13 protein-coding genes and 1 pseudogene are annotated in these 20,001 nt (G+C 43.7%); 11 read left to right on the forward strand and 3 right to left on the reverse strand.

The genetic code is table 11. The annotated features are described in order from the left end of the window. The first annotated feature begins 90 nt into the window (after positions 1–90). The 7 genes from rplK (at position 91) to QJS82_RS00510 (ending at position 12,899) form a co-directional block, all read left to right on the forward strand. Positions 91–522: a 50S ribosomal protein L11 gene (gene rplK, locus QJS82_RS00480; protein WP_068405081.1), complete on the forward strand. Its 432-nt coding sequence runs from the start codon at positions 91–93 to the stop codon at positions 520–522. Next, positions 523–1,224 (forward strand): 50S ribosomal protein L1, encoded by a 702-nt coding sequence (gene rplA, locus QJS82_RS00485; RefSeq protein WP_201565497.1) that lies wholly within the window; start codon positions 523–525, stop codon positions 1,222–1,224. A 419-nt stretch (positions 1,225–1,643) separates the two neighbouring features. Next, positions 1,644–2,171, forward strand: coding sequence for a 50S ribosomal protein L10 (gene rplJ / locus QJS82_RS00490; RefSeq protein ID WP_201619266.1), 528 nt, complete (start codon positions 1,644–1,646; stop codon positions 2,169–2,171). 126 nt (positions 2,172–2,297) lie between these two features. Then, entirely contained in the window at positions 2,298–2,669 is a 372-nt protein-coding gene (gene rplL, locus QJS82_RS00495; protein WP_201565501.1) for a 50S ribosomal protein L7/L12, read from the forward strand. An 855-nt stretch (positions 2,670–3,524) separates the two neighbouring features. Then, positions 3,525–7,643, forward strand: coding sequence for a DNA-directed RNA polymerase subunit beta (gene rpoB, locus QJS82_RS00500; protein WP_201565503.1), 4,119 nt, complete (start codon positions 3,525–3,527; stop codon positions 7,641–7,643). 188 nt (positions 7,644–7,831) lie between these two features. Next, on the forward strand, positions 7,832–12,052 hold the full coding sequence (rpoC, locus tag QJS82_RS00505; RefSeq protein ID WP_201565505.1) for a DNA-directed RNA polymerase subunit beta': 4,221 nt from the start codon (positions 7,832–7,834) through the stop codon (positions 12,050–12,052). Positions 12,053–12,371: 319 nt separating this feature from the next. Next, positions 12,372–12,899 carry a DUF6586 family protein gene (locus QJS82_RS00510; protein ID WP_201565507.1) on the forward strand — a complete coding sequence of 176 codons (528 nt, stop codon included), beginning with the start codon at positions 12,372–12,374 and terminating at the stop codon, positions 12,897–12,899. 151 nt (positions 12,900–13,050) lie between these two features. On the opposite strand, the gene QJS82_RS00515 is transcribed toward QJS82_RS00510, so the two are convergent. Both QJS82_RS00515 and QJS82_RS00520 read right to left on the reverse strand, forming a co-directional pair. Further along, the gene (locus QJS82_RS00515) at positions 13,051–15,750 is read right to left on the reverse strand and encodes a penicillin-binding protein 1A (protein ID WP_281490859.1); all 2,700 of its coding nucleotides are present in this window, start codon (positions 15,748–15,750) and stop codon (positions 13,051–13,053) included. Positions 15,751–16,068: 318 nt separating this feature from the next. Beyond that, positions 16,069–17,234, reverse strand: a protein-coding gene (locus tag QJS82_RS00520; RefSeq protein WP_201573065.1) for an IS3 family transposase whose coding sequence is annotated in 2 segments (ribosomal slippage) — positions 16,069–16,976 and positions 16,976–17,234 — 1,167 coding nt in all. Because the reading frame shifts where the segments join, the coding sequence is not laid out codon by codon here. Between the two features lie 115 nt (positions 17,235–17,349). Between QJS82_RS00520 and pilM the strand changes: the two genes are divergently transcribed. Continuing rightward, positions 17,350–17,598 (forward strand): pilus assembly protein PilM, encoded by a 249-nt coding sequence (gene pilM, locus QJS82_RS00525; protein ID WP_281490860.1) that lies wholly within the window; start codon positions 17,350–17,352, stop codon positions 17,596–17,598. A 14-nt stretch (positions 17,599–17,612) separates the two neighbouring features. Here pilM and QJS82_RS00530 read toward each other — a convergent pair whose 3' ends face one another. After that, positions 17,613–18,314 carry an IS1 family transposase gene (locus QJS82_RS00530; RefSeq protein ID WP_281490861.1) on the reverse strand — a complete coding sequence of 234 codons (702 nt, stop codon included), beginning with the start codon at positions 18,312–18,314 and terminating at the stop codon, positions 17,613–17,615. A 101-nt stretch (positions 18,315–18,415) separates the two neighbouring features. Between QJS82_RS00530 and QJS82_RS00535 the strand changes: the two genes are divergently transcribed. The 3 genes and pseudogenes from QJS82_RS00535 to QJS82_RS00545 all read left to right on the forward strand — a co-directional run bounded on the left by QJS82_RS00535 (position 18,416) and on the right by QJS82_RS00545 (position 19,993). Next, positions 18,416–18,724, forward strand: a complete 309-nt coding sequence (locus tag QJS82_RS00535) for a PilN domain-containing protein (protein ID WP_281490862.1) — start codon at positions 18,416–18,418, stop codon at positions 18,722–18,724. Positions 18,725–18,819: 95 nt separating this feature from the next. After that, positions 18,820–19,460 (forward strand): annotated as a pseudogene (locus QJS82_RS00540) (type IV pilus inner membrane component PilO). After that, entirely contained in the window at positions 19,460–19,993 is a 534-nt protein-coding gene (locus QJS82_RS00545) for a pilus assembly protein PilP (protein ID WP_281490864.1), read from the forward strand. Before QJS82_RS00540 ends, QJS82_RS00545 begins: the two are co-directional and overlap by 1 nt. Positions 19,994–20,001: the final 8 nt, after the last annotated feature.

Raw genomic sequence — 20,001 nt, forward strand, 5'->3', positions numbered from 1 at the left:
CTGCCACAAATTCATCAACCGGGGAGCTGTTAGTCAATAAGGGTTATACCATATTGATTTGGCGCTATTACCCATAAAGGAGAGTATCTCATGGCTAAGAAGATTGATGGTTACATCAAACTACAAGTGCCTGCAGGCAAAGCAAATCCTTCACCACCGATTGGTCCAGCATTGGGTCAAAAAGGCGTGAACATCATGGCGTTCTGTAAAGAATTTAACGCTGCGACCTCAAACCAAGAGCCGGGTCTACCGATTCCTACTGAGATCACTGTATACAGCGATAAGTCTTTTACCTTCATCATGAAGTCGCCACCAGCTGCATACTTACTACGTAAGGCTGCTGGTATCGCTAAAGGTTCTGGTACACCAAACACCGCTAAAGTCGGTAAAGTGGACCGTGCTCAGTTAGAAGAGATCGTTAAGACTAAAGATGCAGATTTAACTGCTGCTGGTCTTGATGCTGCTGTCCGTACCATCGCTGGTACTGCACGTTCAATGGGTATTACCGTGGAGGGTGTGTAAATGAGCAAACTTACTAAGCGTCAAAAGTTAATCGCTGAGCGTGTAGAAAACGAAAAATTATACACTCTTGAAGAAGCGGTTCAAATCTTAAACGATTTGCCAGCTCTTAAATTCAAAGAGTCTATCGACATCGCAGTAAACCTGGGTGTTGACCCACGTAAATCTGACCAAGTCGTTCGTGGCGCTACCAACCTACCTGCTGGTACTGGTAAAACCAAACGCGTTGCTGTATTTGCTCAAGGCGCTGCTGCTGAAGCCGCCAAAGAAGCTGGTGCTGACATCGTTGGTTTTGAAGACCTAGCAGAACAAATCAAAGCCGGTAACATGGACTTTGACGTCGTTATTGCTGCTCCTGATGCGATGCGTGTTGTTGGTCAATTAGGTACTATCTTAGGTCCACGTGGCCTGATGCCTAACCCAAAAGTTGGTACGGTAACGCCTAACGTTGCTGAAGCTGTAACTAACGCTAAAGCGGGTCAAGCGCAGTATCGCGTTGATAAAGCGGGTATTATCCATACCACTATCGGTCAAGTTGGTTTCACTGCTGAGCAAGTTATCCAAAACGCTCAAGCACTAATCACAGATCTAAAGCGTGCTAAACCTGCTACTTCTAAAGGTACTTTCATTAAGAAAATTACCTTGTCTAGCACTATGGGCCCAGGTATCACTATTGATCCTGTTCCATATCGCACAGCGAAATAATTAAACATCTGCCTTTATTTGACGATTTCAAATAAAGGCCGCAAAAAATATTTTAAAGAATTAGGTCAGCGTAGCAAACGCTATGCTGTCTAAGACCGTAGGTAGAAAGCGGTTTTGCGTTATTATTAATGATTTTCGGATTGCTGATAATAACAACGAGCTGCTTTTGTTAATCGACGACAGATGAAAATCTTAGTTGTCCTACGCAGACGGTGACCCACCCAGTTGTTGATAAGAGCCGATAGGCTAGTAGCTGTATTAAAAATTAATATAAGCGCTAGGCTATCACTTGATGTCATTCTGATAACGGTGCCGTAATCAGTCGTTATGAGTGAATTCTTCATAGAATTTATAAATAACGTATCGTATCAAGTCAGTCTTAGTATGAATTAGATTGATTAGATTAAAGGAGTCAACTTATGGCATTAACGCTAGAGCAAAAACAACAAGTTGTGGCTGAAGTGTCTGAAGTTGCTGCTAATGCTCACTCAGCAGTAGCTGCCGAATATCATGGTATTGGTGTTGCAAAGCTTACTAAGCTACGCGAACAAGCCCGTGAGAAAGGCGTCGTTTTGAAAGTGGTAAAAAACACCCTAGCAAAACGCGCGTTTGAAGGCACTAAGTTTGAGAGCATGTCAGACCGTATGACTGGTCCACTACTTTTGGCTTTCTCTATGGAAGATTTGGGATCTGCTGCTCGAGTTGTTTTCGAGTTCAGTAAAGATAACAAAGCTTTAGAGACCAAATTGGTATCAGTCGGTGGTGAAGTTTATGGTCCAGAAGAGCTAGAGCGCGTATCGAAGCTACCAACTCGCGACGAAGCAATCTCTATCCTAATGGCTACTATGAATGCACCAGTTACCAAGCTTGTTCAAACTATGAACGCTGTTCCTAGTAAGCTTGTTCGCACGGTAGCAGCAATCAAAGACGCAAAAGAAGCTGCTTAATTGCTTGTTTTAACGTAACTTTGACATCGCCGATTGCACTTTATTGCCAACACTATTTGAAAATTTGGCAAGCAATCCAAGCGATATTAAAACCAACTAAATTTTATCAGATAACGGAGAGTTCTCATGGCACTATCTAAAGATGATGTGTTAAACGCAATCGCTGAAATGTCAGTAATGGATATCGTTGAATTAATCAGCGCTATGGAAGAAAAATTCGGCGTAACAGCTGCTGTTGCTGCTGCTGCACCTGCTGCTGCTGGTCCTGCTGCTGCTGCTGAAGAAAAAGACGAGTTTGACGTAGTTCTTGCCAGCTTTGGCGAGAAGAAAGTTGGCGTAATTAAAGCCGTACGTGAAGCTACTGGTCTTGGCTTGAAAGAAGCGAAAGATTTGGTTGAAAGCGCTCCAGCTCCAATCAAAGAAGGCGTAAACAAAGCTGAAGCTGAAGAGTTGAAAAAGAAACTTGAAGAAGCTGGTGCAACTGTTGAACTAAAATAAGCTGAGCTTATCTTAGTGTTGTACAAAAAAAGCTGGTAATGCCTTGCATTGCCAGCTTTTTTTTATTATAATTCGTAGCTTGACCTTTTGTGTCTGCCAACATACGCATGCAACATCACGGTGGATACCCATCAAAAGGACAGACGATATACATGCAAGTACACTTAGTAGTTATTGAAATCAGTTAATATAAGCTAAACGTCGATCGATGTTTGGCATTTTTTTGTGTCTGCATGCTTTCCCATTAACGCTATAGTTTATACTGATTCTAAAAGTCATTGTTTCTAAAAGTTATAGTTACCCCAGTTACCATTAATTCCGAAAAGTTATAAATATTCGTTTATCCATTTAGCATGGTTTTACTGTCAGTAAGTAGGCTCGTAGACGGTAGATATCAGCGACGATATTACTTATGATTGTAGCGGGTGAGTCGTTTGCTGTGTAGTATTAAAAAGCACCATTAAATAGCATGAAATTGAACTTAATACGCAACACCCTTGTTTTAGATATCGACAACGCTTTAAAGGTATCAATAACACTTTAAGTGAATTTATAAAGAGAATCAATAGTATTTAAAGACCAGTGCTTGGCCTTAAGTATTATAGAGTGTAGGGCATTGAAATTTGCAATGTCAGCACCCATATAGGCATGTTTAGATGCCAATTTTACGCTTAAATAAGCTGGCTTAATCATGCACTATACGCGTGAATTAATCATCAGTCATTAAATGAGCATGAATAACCGTTTTATATTATCGTTTACGTTGCTAAGTTTGCATAGTATTAATATCAACTAATATAGATGCACGCTGGCCACGCTTTCAATTTGTTTCCACGTTTACTGTAAGGACTCTCGATGGCATATTCTTATACTGAAAAAAAGCGTATTCGCAAAAGTTTTGCTGAATTGCCTACTGTGATGGACATTCCCTATTTGTTGTCTATCCAAGTAGATTCTTATGAGCAATTTTTGCAAGAGCATAAAAAGCCAAAAGCTCGTGAGAATACTGGTTTGCAAGCTGCGTATTCCTCTATTTTCCCAATTGAGAGTCACTCTGGTAATGCTGAGTTACAATTCGTTGAATATTATTTAGGTACGCCTGAATTTGATGAGCGTGAGTGTATCTTACGCGGCTCGACCTTTGCTGCGCCGATGCGTGTCAAAATTCGCCTAATCATCAAAGACAAAGACAGCAAAGATAAAGACAGCAAAGCGGCAATCAAAGATATCCGTGAGCAAAGCGTCTATATGGGCGAGATGCCATTGATGACTGCCAACGGTACTTTTATTATCAATGGTACTGAACGTGTAATCGTATCACAGCTGCATCGTTCACCGGGTGTATTCTTTGACCATGATAAAGGTAAGTCGCATTCAAGTGGTAAGGTGCTTTATAACGCCCGTATCATTCCTTACCGTGGTTCATGGTTAGACTTTGAGTTTGATGCCAAAGATTTGGTTTTTGCTCGTATTGACCGTCGTCGTAAGCTGCTTGCTTCTATCATCCTACGCGCTTTAGGTTTAAGCACGTCTGAGATCTTAGATTTGTTCTTTGATAAAGTTGCGGTTTATAAAGGCGAAGAGCAGTTTGAGATTGATCTGGTAGCTGACCGCTTACGTGGCGAGATGGCGCAGTTCGACATTGTGACGCCTGAAGGTGAAGTGGTTGTCGAGCAGGGCAAACGTATTAATGCCCGCCGTATCCGTCAGCTTGAAGAAGCGGGTATGACCAAAATCTCTATCCCTGATGAATACTTATATGAGCGTATTTTAGCGGAAGACATCGTTGTTAATGACGAAGTTATCGCTAAAGCCAATACGCTGATTGACCATGAATTATTGGTTAAATTAAGTGCGTTTGAAGCCAGTGAGTCTATCAAAGAGTTCAGCATTCTGTTCACCAACGATATCGACCAAGGCAGTTATATTGCCGATACGCTACGTGCAGACAGCACCTCAAGCCGTGAAGAAGCTTTGATTGAGATTTATAAAGTCATGCGCCCAGGTGAGCCACCAACGGTTGAAACCGCTGAGAAGCTGTTTGAAAGTATGTTCTTTAACCCTGATCGTTATGACTTATCGAATGTCGGTCGTATGAAGTTTAACCGTCGTTTGGGTCTAGAATTTGAAGATACTGATGACGCTGATATTCAACGCGGTCGTAGCGTCTTGACCAATGATGATATCGTTAACGTCCTAAAAGAATTGATTGAAATTCGTAATGGTCGCGGCGAAGTCGATGATATTGACCATTTAGGTAACCGCCGTATTCGTTCGGTAGGTGAGATGGCTGAAAACCAATTCCGTGTTGGCCTAGTACGTGTTGAGCGTGCGGTTAAAGAGCGTTTAAGCTCAGCGGAATCTGATAACTTGTCACCACAAGATTTGATTAACTCAAAACCAGTAGCGGCGGCGGTTAAAGAATTCTTTGGTTCAAGCCAGTTATCACAGTTTATGGATCAGAACAATCCATTGTCGGAAGTGACGCATAAACGCCGTGTATCAGCATTAGGACCCGGTGGTCTGACCCGTGAACGTGCAGGCTTTGAAGTACGTGACGTACATGATACCCATTATGGCCGTGTATGTCCGATTGAAACTCCTGAAGGTCCAAATATTGGTTTGATTAACTCACTAGCAACCTTTGCTAAAACCAACAGCTTTGGCTTCTTAGAAACGCCATATCGCCGTGTGGTTGACGGTAAAGTAACAGACGTTATTGAGTATCTATCAGCGATTGAAGAAGTTGGTACTGTTATTGCACAGGCTGATTCACCAGTAACCGCAGAAGGCGCGTTATCTGATGAGATGGTCAGTGTACGTAGCTATGGTGAATTCGTGCGTATGCCGCCAGAAAAAGTGACGCATATGGATGTGTCACCAAGTCAGGTGGTATCGGTAGCTGCTGGTTTGATTCCATTCCTAGAGCATGATGATGCTAACCGTGCCTTGATGGGTTCGAACATGCAACGTCAGGCCGTTCCTACGCTACGTGCTGATAAGCCGTTAGTAGGTACAGGTATGGAGCGTCACGTTGCGCGTGACTCTGGTGTTTGTGTCATCGCTAAGCGTGGCGGTGTAATCGAAGACGTTGATGCCTCACGTGTTGTGGTCCGTGTTAATGAAGATGAGATGGTCGCTGGTGAAGCGGGTATTGATATCTATAACTTAGTTAAATATACGCGTTCTAACCAAAATACTTGTATCAACCAACGTATTATCGTAAACCAAGGCGACGAGATTGCTGTAGGTGATATCTTGGCTGATGGTCCTTCAACGGATCTTGGTGAGCTTGCACTGGGTCAGAACATTCGCATCGCATTTATGCCTTGGAATGGTTACAACTTCGAAGATTCGATTTTGCTATCTGAAAAAGTGGTGAAAGAAGATCGTTTCACAACTATTCATATTCAAGAATTGACGTGTGTGGCACGTGATACCAAGCTTGGAACAGAAGAAATTACTGCTGATATTCCAAACGTTGGTGAAGCGGCGCTATCAAGCCTTGATGAAGCAGGTATCGTTTATATCGGTGCTGAAGTAGATGCGGGCGATATCTTAGTTGGTAAAGTCACGCCAAAAGGTGAGACGCAACTAACGCCAGAAGAGAAACTACTACGGGCTATCTTTGGTGAAAAGGCTGCTGATGTTAAAGATACGTCGCTACGTGTTCCAACATCAAGCAAAGGTACGGTTATTGACGTGCAAGTCTTTACCCGTGACGGCGTTGAAAAAGATGCGCGTGCAAAAGCGATTGAAAAATCACAGCTTGATAGCTACCGTAAAGATTTAAAAGAAGAGCTACGCATCTTTGAAGAAGCAGCTCGTGGTCGTATCGCAAGCTTGCTTGACGGTCAAAAAGTCAGTGGCGGTTCTGGTCTAAAAGCCGGTACGGTTATGGCATTGGCTGATATGAAAGACATGAGCCTTGAGACTTTGCTTGATATCCAACCGGTTGAAGAAGAAATCTCTGAGCGTCTAACGCAAATCGCTGATTACTTGGTCGATAAGCAAAAAGACATCGATGTTAAATTTGCCGAGAAAAAACGCAAATTGACCGCTGGTGATGACTTACAACATGGCGTACAAAAAATCGTTAAAGTATATCTAGCGGTTAAGCGTCGTATTCAGCCTGGTGATAAAATGGCTGGTCGTCATGGTAACAAAGGTGTGGTATCGCGCATTATGCCGGTTGAAGACATGCCTTATGACGAACATGGTAATACCGTTGATATCGTCTTGAACCCACTCGGTGTACCATCGCGTATGAACATCGGTCAGGTTCTAGAGACTCACTTAGGTATGGCAGCAAAAGGCTTGGGCGAAAAGATTGATGGTATGCTCAAAGCACAAGCAGCGATTAAAGATTTGCGTGATTTCTTAGACCAAATCTATAACAAAGTGGGCGGCGAGCAAGTGGATCTTGATAGCTTAAGTGATGATGACATCATGGCGCTAGCGGACAACTTACGCGGCGGTGTACCGATGGGCACAGCAGTATTTGATGGTGCTCATGAGCATCAAGTCAAAGACTTGCTAGAGCTTGCTGGTATGGCGCGTGATGGTCAGCAAACATTATATGACGGTCGTACTGGTCAGAAGTTTGACCGCCAAGTAACCGTTGGTTATATGTATATGCTGAAACTTAACCACTTGGTTGATGACAAAATGCATGCACGTTCTACTGGTTCTTACTCATTAGTGACGCAGCAGCCACTTGGTGGTAAAGCACAGTTTGGTGGTCAGCGCTTCGGTGAGATGGAAGTCTGGGCACTAGAAGCATATGGCGCGACTTATACCTTGCAAGAGATGCTGACGGTGAAGTCGGATGACGTTGAAGGCCGTACCCGTATGTACAAAAACATCGTCGATGGTGAGCAATATATGGATCCAGGTATGCCTGAATCGTTTAACGTGTTGACCAAAGAAATCAAATCACTGGGTATCAATATTGAGTTAAAGCAAACCCATTAAGCACGGCTGACTGAAGCTACCTTTAACATAGCTTTAGTTAATTATTATCCTTAGTGGTCAATCTAGAAGCAGTACGCGCATAGCTGCTGCTTTTAGTGATTTGTCTCAACCCTATTCATTGCCTTCATTCATCTTAGCCGCGCTCCTAGCACGCTGTCAGATGATTATAAAGATAACGGAGAAGCAACTTGAAAGATTTACTCGATATCATGCAAAGCCCTACCGGCAACGGTAACCAAGAGTTTGATAGTATTCAAATTACCTTAGCCTCACCTGACGTGATCAAATCATGGTCACATGGTGAAGTTAAAAAACCAGAAACGATTAACTATCGTACGTTTAAGCCTGAGCGTGATGGTCTGTTCTGTGCCAAAATCTTTGGCCCAGTAAAAGACTTTGAGTGTTTATGTGGTAAGTACAAGCGCCGTAAGTTCCAAGGCGTTATTTGTGAAAAATGTGGCGTTGAAGTCACGACCGCTAAAGTACGTCGCGATCGCATGGGTCATATTGACTTAGCCAGCCCTGTTGCGCATATTTGGTTCTTAAAATCATTACCAAGCCGCATCGGTCTATTGCTAGACATGACGCTTCGTGATATCGAACGCGTCCTATATTTTGAAAGCTATATCGTCACAGAACCTGGTCTGACTTCTTTAGAGAAGTATCAGCTGCTTGATGATGAAGATTATTATAAAGCGCTTGAGGAGTTTGGTGATGAGTTCACTGCCAAAATGGGTGCTGAAGCCGTTCAAGACCTATTAAAAGACATCGATTTAGATATCGAGATTGATGAGCTGCGTGAAGCAATTCCGCAAACCGGTTCTGAAACCAAGCTTAAAAAGATGTCTAAGCGTCTTAAGTTATTAGAAGCCTTCCGTGATTCTCATAACAAGCCTGAGTGGATGGTAATGAATATCTTACCAGTACTACCACCAGACTTGCGTCCTCTAGTACCACTAGAAGGCGGGCGTTTTGCGACCTCAGATCTAAACGATTTATATCGCCGCGTGATTAACCGTAACAACCGTCTAAAGCGTTTATTAGAGCTAAGCGCCCCTGATATCATCGTACGTAACGAAAAACGTATGTTGCAAGAATCAGTCGATGCGTTATTAGATAACGGTCGTCGCGGTCGTGCGATTACCGGTAGTAATAAGCGTCCATTGAAATCTTTGGCAGATATGATCAAAGGTAAGCAAGGTCGTTTCCGTCAAAACTTACTTGGTAAGCGTGTTGACTACTCTGGTCGTTCGGTCATCGTTGTAGGTCCTACGCTACGTCTACATCAGTGTGGTCTACCGAAGAAAATGGCACTTGAGCTATTCAAGCCATTTACTTATAACAAACTATTGTCTCATGGTTTAGCAACGACGATTAAAGCTGCTAAAAAGATGGTAGAGCGTGAAGAGCCACAAGTGTGGGATATGCTGGCTATGGTTATCCGTGAGCATCCAGTACTACTGAACCGTGCGCCAACGCTTCACCGTTTGGGTCTACAAGCATTTGAGCCAGTATTGATTGAAGGTAAAGCCATCCAGCTGCATCCTCTAGTTTGTACCGCGTTCAACGCCGACTTTGATGGTGACCAAATGGCCGTTCACGTGCCATTGACCCTAGAAGCGCAGCTTGAATCACGTGCATTGATGATGTCGACCAACAATATCTTGTCGCCTGCCAACGGTGATCCAATCATCGTACCATCACAAGACGTTGTATTGGGTCTGTACTACATCAGCCGCTCGTCAATCAATTCTAAAGGCGAGGGCATGATTTTTGCCACCGTTAATGAAGCATTGCGTGCGATTGGTTCAAACGATTTACATGTAAACGCCAAGATTAAAGTACGTGTGACTGAAACTCATGTCGACGAAGAAGGTAATGAGACTAAAGAAGTCAAGTTACAAGATACCGTCGCTGGTCGTCTACTTATCTGGAACATCATGCCTAAAGGTATGTCGTTCGATGAATGTAACGAAGAGATGACGAAGAAAAATATCTCTAAATTGATCAACTCTTGCTACCGTAAAGTTGGCGTGAAAGAAAGTGTTATGTTTGCTGACCAATTGATGTACCTTGGTTTTGCCCAAGCAACACTGTCTGGCGTGTCTATCGGTATCGATGATATGGTCATTCCGCCAAGCAAAGTACAAATCATCGAAACCGCAGAAGCGGAAGTTCGCGAGATTGAAGATCAATTCGAGCAAGGTTTCGTGACTGCGGGTGAGCGTTATAACAAAGTTGTCGATATCTGGTCACGTACCAATGATAAAGTCGCAAAAGCGATGATGGACAACTTAGCGACTGATAAAATCTTAAATGCTAAAGGTGAAGAAGAAGAGCAGAAGTCCTTTAACTCTATCTTTATCATGTCAGATTCTGGTGCTCGTGGTAGTGCGGCACAGATTCGTCAGTTGGCAGGTATGCGTGGTTTGATGGCAAAACCGGATGGCTCAATCATTGAGACGCCGATTAAAGCCAACTTCCGTGAAGGTTTGACGGTACTTCAGTACTTTATCTCAACGCATGGTGCCCGTAAAGGTCTTGCGGATACCGCACTGAAAACCGCTAACTCGGGTTACTTGACGCGTCGTTTGGTTGACGTGGCACAAGATTTGGTTATTACCAGTGAAGACTGTGGTACTGAGCAAGGCTTGCTCATGAAGCCGCACATTCAAGGTGGTGAAATCATTGAGAAGCTCGGTGAGCTAGTACTTGGCCGTGTGACCGCTCGTGATGTAACGTATAACGATGATGCTGATAAAGTATTGATTCCAGCGGGTACATTAATCGATGAGCATTGGGTAAATGTGCTTGATAATAACGCGATTGATGATATCTGGGTACGTTCGGTTATTACTTGTGATATCGAACATGGCGTTTGTTCACAGTGTTATGGTCGTGACCTTGCCCGTGGTCATAAAGTCAATATCGGCGAGTCAGTCGGTGTTATGGCAGCGCAGTCTATCGGTGAACCTGGTACTCAGTTAACGATGCGTACTTTCCACGTTGGTGGGGCAGCAAGTTCAGCCTCTGTGGATAACAGCATCTCAGCACGTAATGCTGGTCAAGTGCACTTTGAGAACATGAAAACAGTGCAACATACCGATGGTCACTTGGTTATCGTGTCGCGTTCAGCTGAACTGGCGTTGACTGATGAGCTTGGTCGTGAGCGTGAGCGCTATAAAGTTCCTTATGGTTCAAGCGTGCTTGTGAAAAACGAAGAGCAGGTTGAAGGCGGTCAGACTATCGCTAAATGGGATCCGCACACGCATCCAATTATCACAGAATTTGCTGGTACTGCACGCTTTAGTGACATCACTGATGGTATGACAGCGACGGTAAAAGTTGATGATGCAACCGGTATGAGCTCGTTTGAAATTCTAGCGACTCGTGACCGTTCAAGCTCAGCCAAAGACTTACGTCCGGCGATTATCTTGAACACTGACGAAGGTAAAGAAGTGGTTTACTTCTTACCAGCTGAAACCATCATTCGCGTTAGCGACGGTGAAAAAGTAGCAGCCGGTTCGATCCTAGGTCGTGTACCACAAGCATCATCAGGTACTAAAGATATTACCGGTGGTCTACCACGTGTTGCTGATTTATTTGAAGCACGTCGTCCGAAAGATCATGCCATCATGGCAGAGATGTCGGGTGTAGTAAGCTTCGGTAAAGAAACTAAAGGTAAAAACCGCTTCATTATCACCAATGAAGATGGTGAGATTCATGAAGAGCTGATCCCGAAATGGCGTCAAATCAACGTCTTCGAAAACGAGACGGTTGCTCGTGGTGAGGTTATCGCTGATGGTCCACAAAACCCGCACGATATCCTACGTCTGAAAGGACAAACCGCGCTTGCTGACTATATCGTTAACGAAGTACAGGACGTATACCGCTTGCAGGGCGTAAAAATCAACGATAAGCACATCGAAGTTATCATTCGTCAGATGCTGCGTAAAGTTGAAGTAACGGACGGCGGCGATTCAAGCCACTTTAAAGGCGATCAGGTCGAATACGCTGATATCAAAGCCTTGAATGCTAAACTGGAAGCGGAAGATAAATTCCCAGTACAGTATGAGCGTCAATTACTTGGTATTACCAAAGCAAGTCTGGCAACAGAAAGCTTTATCTCAGCGGCGTCGTTCCAGGAAACCACTCGTGTTCTAACTGCGGCTGCCGTAACTGGTAAAGTGGATGAGCTACGTGGTCTGAAAGAAAACGTCGTTGTTGGTCGCTTGATTCCTGCCGGTACTGGTCTTGCTTATCATAAAGCCCGTAAAGAAAAAGCGGAGCAAAAACTGCAAGATAAAGACTTGAATGCAGCGTTTGATATGACAGCCAGCACTGATAGCAAAGACTTTGCAAGCTTTGATGAAGCGTTTGCCCAAGAGCTTAACCAAGGCAATCACTAATCTAAATAACGCTTAGTTGTTTCCTTAATAAAAAAGCCAGCCTAAGTTGCTGGCTTTTTTGTGGCTTAAAGAAAATAAATCAGGTAAATTATTTGTTTAGAATGTGACTTCAGAAAATAGTACACTGCTATATAGATGGTTTTTTTAAATGCTTCTAAATATATGTTTCTAAATATATGTTTCTAAATAAATGTCTTAATCGCAAAACAAAGCTTATTAAGCCATTTTACTTATTCACGTAAAAGCTGTTTAAAAGACCTATTATTATAATCGTAATATCTATTAAACAAATCATTCACTAAATAACAAGGATAGGCGCATGGCAGGTAAGACTCGCGTTGCCAAATACCAAGCTGACCGTACCAATCAAAAGCTGTATTTTTGTCGTTTGGCTTGTCAGGCGGCAGGTAATACTAACGATAAACAGCTCTATCAAGCCCATTGTGAAACCGCTATTTTTCACCTATATGGGACATATCTTGCTTTTGTACAAGAACTTGGGCATTTTTATGGTTTAAGTATGACAGCGCCAACCTTAGCAGATATTGAAGAAGCACTAAGCGCCCGTACCCAAGTTTCGCCTGAAGTGCAGCGCTTACAACAATTACAGCAACAAGGTTTTTTAGCCAATATAGAGCATGCTTATCAGCGCTGTTTGTACGCGGTATTGCCTGATAATGTTATCGATGAGAAGACGGGTAGTGAGATAAAAGAAGCGCCTGATTTGATTGTAAATGTTGTGACATTATCGAATCAGTGGTTGCCAGACGAAGCAACCATACGCGAATGGCGTCAGCAGTTTGCGGAGCTGATTGAGCAGCTGCGTGCTGGGATGGTAGAGTTTTAATATCATCATCAGCTTTTTTCATTAACTCGCTTTAACCTTACAAATTCGCCTTAACTTCAAATACACGCTCTAAAAGCGCAAAGAAAAGGTCTTGCGCAGCAAACTGAGCAAGACCTTTTTTATGAGGCTGTTAACCAGAATAGTGGTTTATTTATTCTGGCATCGGCGGCATACGCTCAACTGGCGTTGCTGATAAAGGTTTGTTTTGAGGATTGTTGTTGTCAGTACGACTTGGCTTCGGTTTCTCAGGAGCTGGTCGATTTTGAATTTGCTCTTCAACTGGTTCAGGAGCAGGGGGCTTACGTTGCTGGGTGGTGGTTTTAACGGGTTTTGCTGATTTACTCTCATCGGCAGTATCGTCTTCAAGCTCGGCAGCACCTTCATCCATCATTTCTATAATGCTCTGTTTTTGCTTTTTTGATTTGGCACGGTTATTAATAGAGACCCATTGATGAGGTGTGTCTTTTAATTGGGCTTTCATAAAGTCCATCCAAACCGGCAGCGCTGCTACGCCGCCATACTCGCGGCGACCTAGCGTTGATGGCTGATCAAAGCCCATCCATACAACCGTGGCATTGGTAGGATGAAACCCTGCAAACCAGGCATCTTTCGCTTCATTCGTCGTTCCGGTCTTACCGCCAATATCATTACGTCCTAACGCTCTTGCTTTCACAGCCGTACCGCGCTGGACAACATCGCGTAAGATATCTGCCATCTCAAAAGCGACTCTAGGTTTTAAAATACGCGGTGCTTGTTCAGCACGTACGTACTGTACCACCGGCGCTTTTAGGCGATCTGCATATGGGCTTGCATCATAAATATCTAAATCAAGCACTTTATCATCTTTTGACGTCTTATCGTTATTTTCTGCTTTTAGCTCGGCTTCTGAGTTTTTATCTGTCGCATTGTCTTTAGCGCTAATGCTTTCATCTTTAGCAGCAGCTGCTTTATTCTCTGTTTCTATTTTTGCTTCATAATCTTTGATAAGCTTTTTATTGACAGCGTCAAGCTGCTCATTAAAGCATAAGGCGCAAGCTTGCTGCGGGTTGGCTTGAAACAGCAGCTTATTATCATAGTTATAAATTTGTTCGATAAAATAAGGCTGGATGCGATGTCCGCCATTAGCAAAGGTGGCATAAGCCGTCGCCATCTGTAATGGCGTTGCCTGACCAGCGCCCAATGCTAAAGACAAAGTTGTAGGTAGCTTTTCTTTATCAAGGCCAAATTCGTCTAACAAATTGCGCGCATCAGAGATACCAATTGCTTGCAGCAAACGGATAGAGACTAAGTTACGAGATAGGTAAAGCCCACGGCGTAAGGTGATATCACCTAAAAAACGTTGGTCGGAATTCTTAGGTTTCCAGTCACCTACTTGAATAGGGCGGTCCGAGACAATACTGTCTGGACGATAGCCTTTTTCTAAAGCAGTGGTATAAACCAGTGGCTTAATCGTCGAACCTGGTTGACGCCAGCCTTGTAGCGCACGGTTGAACTTACTATGGTTAAAGTCGAATCCACCTACCAAGGCTCGAACGGCACCCGTTTCAGGATTTAGAGAAACCAAGCTGCCCTGTACTTCAGGTATTTGTCCCAATTGCCAATTGCCATTGGTCGTCGGTATCAGGCGCACGATATCATTTTTGCTGACAATCTGACTGGCATTACTCGGAAAGTAGCCGATGCGATCGGCAGAGATATATTTGCGCGCCCAGCTCATACCAGACCAGTTAACTGTTACATTCTCACCAGAGGGCATGGTTGCTTCAAAACTGCGAGCATTGACCTTGGTCACTTTGGCCGGAGACATATTGCTATAAAGACGGAATTTTTCCAGCGGTTCGCCATTTGCTTCAGCGCCGCGCCAGCCATGACGGTGCTCATAAGCCACCAAACCTGTTAGTATCGCTGATTCTGCTGCTTTTTGTGCTTCGCTATCAACAGTCAAACGCACGCGCCAACCGCCATGCATCACTTGCTCGCCATAGCGGTTAACCAAGGCAGAACGCGTCATCTCTGCCAAATACGGCATATTGACGTCAAGTTTTTCTTGATAAAGATTGATACCAATTGGGGCGTTAATGGCTTCGTCGTGCTGAGCCTTATTAATATAGCCAAGCTCATGCATGCGTCCAATAATCCAGTTACGGCGGGTGAGGGCGCGACTTGGATTGGCAACCGGGTTATATTTAGAAGGGGCTTTTGGCAGACCTGCGAGCATGGCCATTTCGGCAACAGTGAGGTTTTCTAGAGATTTACTATAATATTTTTTGGCAGCGGCGCGAATACCATAAGCGCCTTCGCCTAAATATATTTTATTGACATATAAGGTAAGGATGTCATTTTTGCTCAGCTCGTCTTCGATTTTACGGGCTAAAAATAGCTCTGTCAGCTTGCGATTTAGAGTACGCTCTGAGCTTAAGAAATAGTTTTTGGCAACCTGCATGGTAATAGTAGAGCCACCCGTTTGACTCTCATCGTCGGTGACCACTTCAGTCACAGCGCGACCAAGACCTTTAATACTAATACCACTATGCTGAAAAAATGACGCATCTTCTGCTGCTAAAAAAGCATGCGTTAAGCCTTTAGGGATATCCTCAAACGTAACCGGTAGCGATAAACGATTGCCGTACTGACCAATCAGTTTGTCGTCACTACTATATATCTGTAGCGGCATTTCTAGGTTAGCCGTTTTAATCTCTTGAATGCTTGGCAAGGTTGGCGATAAATACATGGCCATACCATAAAAACCAATAGGGACGGCAAGCGCTAAGATTAGCGCTAACGCTAAGCAAGCAATGAAGAGTCCCACCAAAAAGTGAATGAGACGAGCGGTAGCATTTTTTTTGGTCATAATCAGACTTATCAATTAAAATTTGCAACAGGTAGGAGATTATACCTTGAACAAAATGAGCAGGTAATAATAAATGTGTAAGTGTGGCTTAATAAGCAATTTAAATGCTTGAATCTATCTGTTAGGTAAAGTATTGTACTGAAATATTACAAATAACTATCAGATTGTACACTTAATATAAGGTATAGAGTTTGTGAGGCTATTTACTTCTAAGATTCGACATTTGATTGGGGTGGATATTTGCACCACCTCAGTGAAGTTGGTTGACATACTGACCCCTGCCGTCAATCCCGTAGACTTAAACTTGGGAGATTTTAGTTACGCAGCTTGACGATAATAATCAAACCACACCTGTCTTGGCGATTGATAGCCCAAACCCTTTTGAATCCTCGTCTGATTGTAGTACAGCTCGATATAACTGATAATATCATTGATGGCTGTGAACCTTGTTTTATAGTCTTGATGATATACCAGCTCATTCTTTAATACGCCCCAGAAGCTTTCTATCGGAGCGTTATCGAAACAGTTGCCTTTGCCGCTCATTGAGCCTATAAATTGATGCTGCTTAATGGTCTTGTGGTAGGCGTGACTGCAATACTGGCTGCCTCTATCAGAATGCACAATTAGTCCCTTGCTTGGGCGTTTATTCTTAATTGCCATGTTAAGCGCACGACATACTAAATCTGCGGTCATGCGCTTGTTAATAGCGTAGCCGACAAGCTCTTTAGTGTATAAATCTTTGACTCCAGCTAAGTACAGCCAACCTTCGTTTGTCCAGATATAAGTAATATCGCTGACCCAAGACTCATTGGGACGCTTGGCGTCAAACTGCTGATTCAGCACGTTGTCATAGACCAGTTTATTGTGATTGGAATCAGTAGTGACTTTAAAGCGCTTATGACGACGGCACTTGATGCCGTGTTCCTCTTTAATACTTCTAACCATGTAGGGACTGATGTCATGGCCTTGATCACTTAGATGCGCATGTAGACGATCTACGCCATAACGCTCATATGTTTCAGTATGAGCGGCTTTGACTAGTAGCTCGCAGTGATTACGATGTATCTGCTGATCACTAATGTCACGACTTGACCAGTCATAGTAACTTGATGATTTAACCTTTAATACACGGCACATAGTTGTGATGCTAAATATCTGCTGATTGTCTTTGATAAAAGCGTACTTTACTAGCTGTGCTTGGCGAAGTACGCCGTCGCCTTTTTTAATATCTCGCGCTCCTCCTCAGCAACTTTAAGCTGGCGCTTTAGCCGTTTTACTTCTTCAAGGGCGCTCATAAGATCAGGATCGTATTGTTCAGTGCCCACAAGCTTGCCCTGATTGGCTTTATTCTGCCAGTTAGATAAGGTTTGCATGGCGATCCCGAGCTGCTTTGCAGTAGCTGAAATATTGCCATTATTATCCGCTATCTTCTTGACAGCTTCTGCTTTAAATTCTGTGCTGTAAGTTCTAACTTTCTTGGTCATGGTAAACTCCTCGTTGAGTCGTTAGTTTACCAAGTTTACTTGTACGGTTTCTTCAGCATAGCTCATACAGCGTCAACAGGGCATATTTCACCTAAAATCTCACGGCATAGGAAGGTTGCTGGAAGGCGTAGTCGTCGACAAACTCATTGTAGACACTGAAGCGGTGGGTAACACAATAGCAAGCTTGGCGCGACGTTGCCAAGCTGCCGGTAGCAAAGCCGCTACGGCAGTTTCAGGCTCAGCCGTGATTACCAAAATCATCGATATGGATATGGTGCTTAACGACGTTGAGCGTGAAGCGCAAATCCGCTTGGATGCTGATCAATACGTACCTTATCCATTAGAAGATGTGGTGGTGTTCTAAAAAGTATGCTGGCATCAGATATAGCCATAATTGACGTAAAAGAACACCATATCAAACACTTTGAAGTGATTATCGAGCTTCTTAGAGAAACAACAGGTTTTTCTAACCACCCGACGCAATCGGTGTCTAAGACGGCAGTTATTACCTTCTATACCTACCGTATGCTGTTTGCCAATTCGTTTGTTATCACTTTTAAAGGCGGTTATAAAACTGTCCCAGTTGTCCATACTGATAGAGCCATAGTTGACTGTAAGCTGCTTTAAACGTGCTCTTAACTTCTGAGCCGTTTTTAAGTCGCGTTTGCCCCAAACATAAGCAACAATCTCATTGGTAGCGCGATCATCAGCATAAATAAGCCAGACTTTACGCTTCTTGCGATACACGTAAGTCCAGAATTCATCAACCTCTAAGCGTTCATAGTAGCTCTTCTTAGGCGCGATCTTATAAACAGATGAGCCTATGGTGCTCAATACTTTACCGATACTGACTGAGGCTATAACCGCTATGTCTCTAACGCCGCAACCTCTAACCGTCATTAGCCGTATAATGTCTTCTATTTTAGAGTGACAGCCGTTATAAGTTAAGGCATGATCACCAATGAATTGACGTTTGCAGTCCTTACACTGGTAGTTTTGCTTACCATAGCTTTTTTTGCCATATATCGAAAAACTGGGACTGTGACAGTCGGGGCAGCTGATATCTATTTGTGTCTTCATAACCTCAAATATATCATCTTGCTTTGGCTGTCACCCTCATTTTATCTCCTCAGCATACTTTCTGATACACCACCCAGCGCCGTGATGCCATCGTCTCACGCATGCAGGTTATCCAAGATTTGCAAGGTCGACGTCCGGTTCCTGTACGGTTATGGGATGATCTTGCCAAGGCGATGCCGCCAGCGCTTTATTTAAATAATTTAAAACGCGAAGGTGATGTGCTTACTTTAACCGGTCTTGCTGACAATCCAAATATTGTCTCTAGCTTGATTCGTAACCTTGATAGTAGCAAATGGATGGGCAATTCAGCAGTGAGTAACATCCAGCAAAATATTACTGCTTATGAATCTGCTCCAGCGCTTAATAGTACGGTCACTGCTGGTGAACAGCCGCGTCCTATTTATCCTTAAGACAGTTATGTTCAGTTTGTCGTAACGACCAAAGTACAGTCAGAAACGATTGAAGCTAATGATGCGGATGGTAATGCTGTGCTTGGAGGTGAGTTATGAACCTGAGCCGTAAAAAAAGCCTCATTAAAACCAAAAAGACGGCGGTTAGTACTAAAAAGCCGTTCGATTTGAATGAATTCCGCCGCAGCTTTGAGTCTTTGGATGCTGAGAACTATGGCAGTTGGCCGCTCTCTGTCAAAGTCACCGTGATTGGATTTATTATTGCCTTAATCGCTGCGCTGTCATGGGCATTGCCGATTAGCAGTAAAATTGATGAGATTACTGCTGCGGAAAGTCAACAGCAAACCTTACTTGATCAGCTACCCAAAGATACCCGTGTATCAGAATTGGTCGAAGGTATCAATATGACGGGCGTTGGCAGTAATATCCGTTTCCAAGATATTTCAGTAGAGCCTGAGATTGAAAATGAGTTCTTTATTGAGCAGCCTATTCGTATTGCCGCTTTAGGTGAATACCATCAGTTTGGTAGCTTTATCAGCGGGCTTGCTGCTTTGCCGCGTATCATTACGATACGATGCATGATTTTGAAGTCAGTAATCCGCAGCCAACTTTGGATGTTCTACCTGAGCTCAATCTGGTGCTACAAACCAAAACGTATCGCTCAAAAGAAGCGGCTCCCGAAGGTGATGAAGCTGTCGCACCTGCTGCTGCCACTGATGCTGCAGGAGGCAACTAATGAATATCCAAAAACTGCCCATGCTGCTTATTTTAAGCGCCACTGTTTTGTCGATAACGGGTTGTACTGACCGTATCGGCATGGCAGAGCAGGCGATGGCCGATATTCGTAACCAGCCAGCGCAGCCGATTGAACCGCCGCCCAAGGCTGAGCTGGTAGAAGATTTTATCTATATTGCCAGTGCGCAGCGTAGTCCATTTTTGCCACCAAGCTTAGTGAACGTTCAAGGCCCTGCTACCTCTATCGATGGCGTGCGCCCTGATATAACCCGAGTAAAAGAACCGCTTGAGCAATATGAGCTATCGCAACTCGTCTTTCGCGGTGTCGTTATTTCTCCTGAAGGTCAGCAATATGCCTTAGTACAGCGCCCCGATGGTTCAGTTGCGAGCGTTAGAGTCGGTAATTATCTTGGATTAAATGACGGCCGTATTGTTGAAATCACGCCGACCCAGATTAACTTGATTGAAATTGTGCCAGACAGCCGCGCTGGGTTTGTAGAAAAACCCCAGTCGCTGGTCTCCCCTATAAGCTAAGTCGGCAG

Source organism: Psychrobacter maritimus (assembly GCF_029953575.1).
GTDB classification, from domain to species: domain Bacteria; phylum Pseudomonadota; class Gammaproteobacteria; order Pseudomonadales; family Moraxellaceae; genus Psychrobacter; species Psychrobacter maritimus.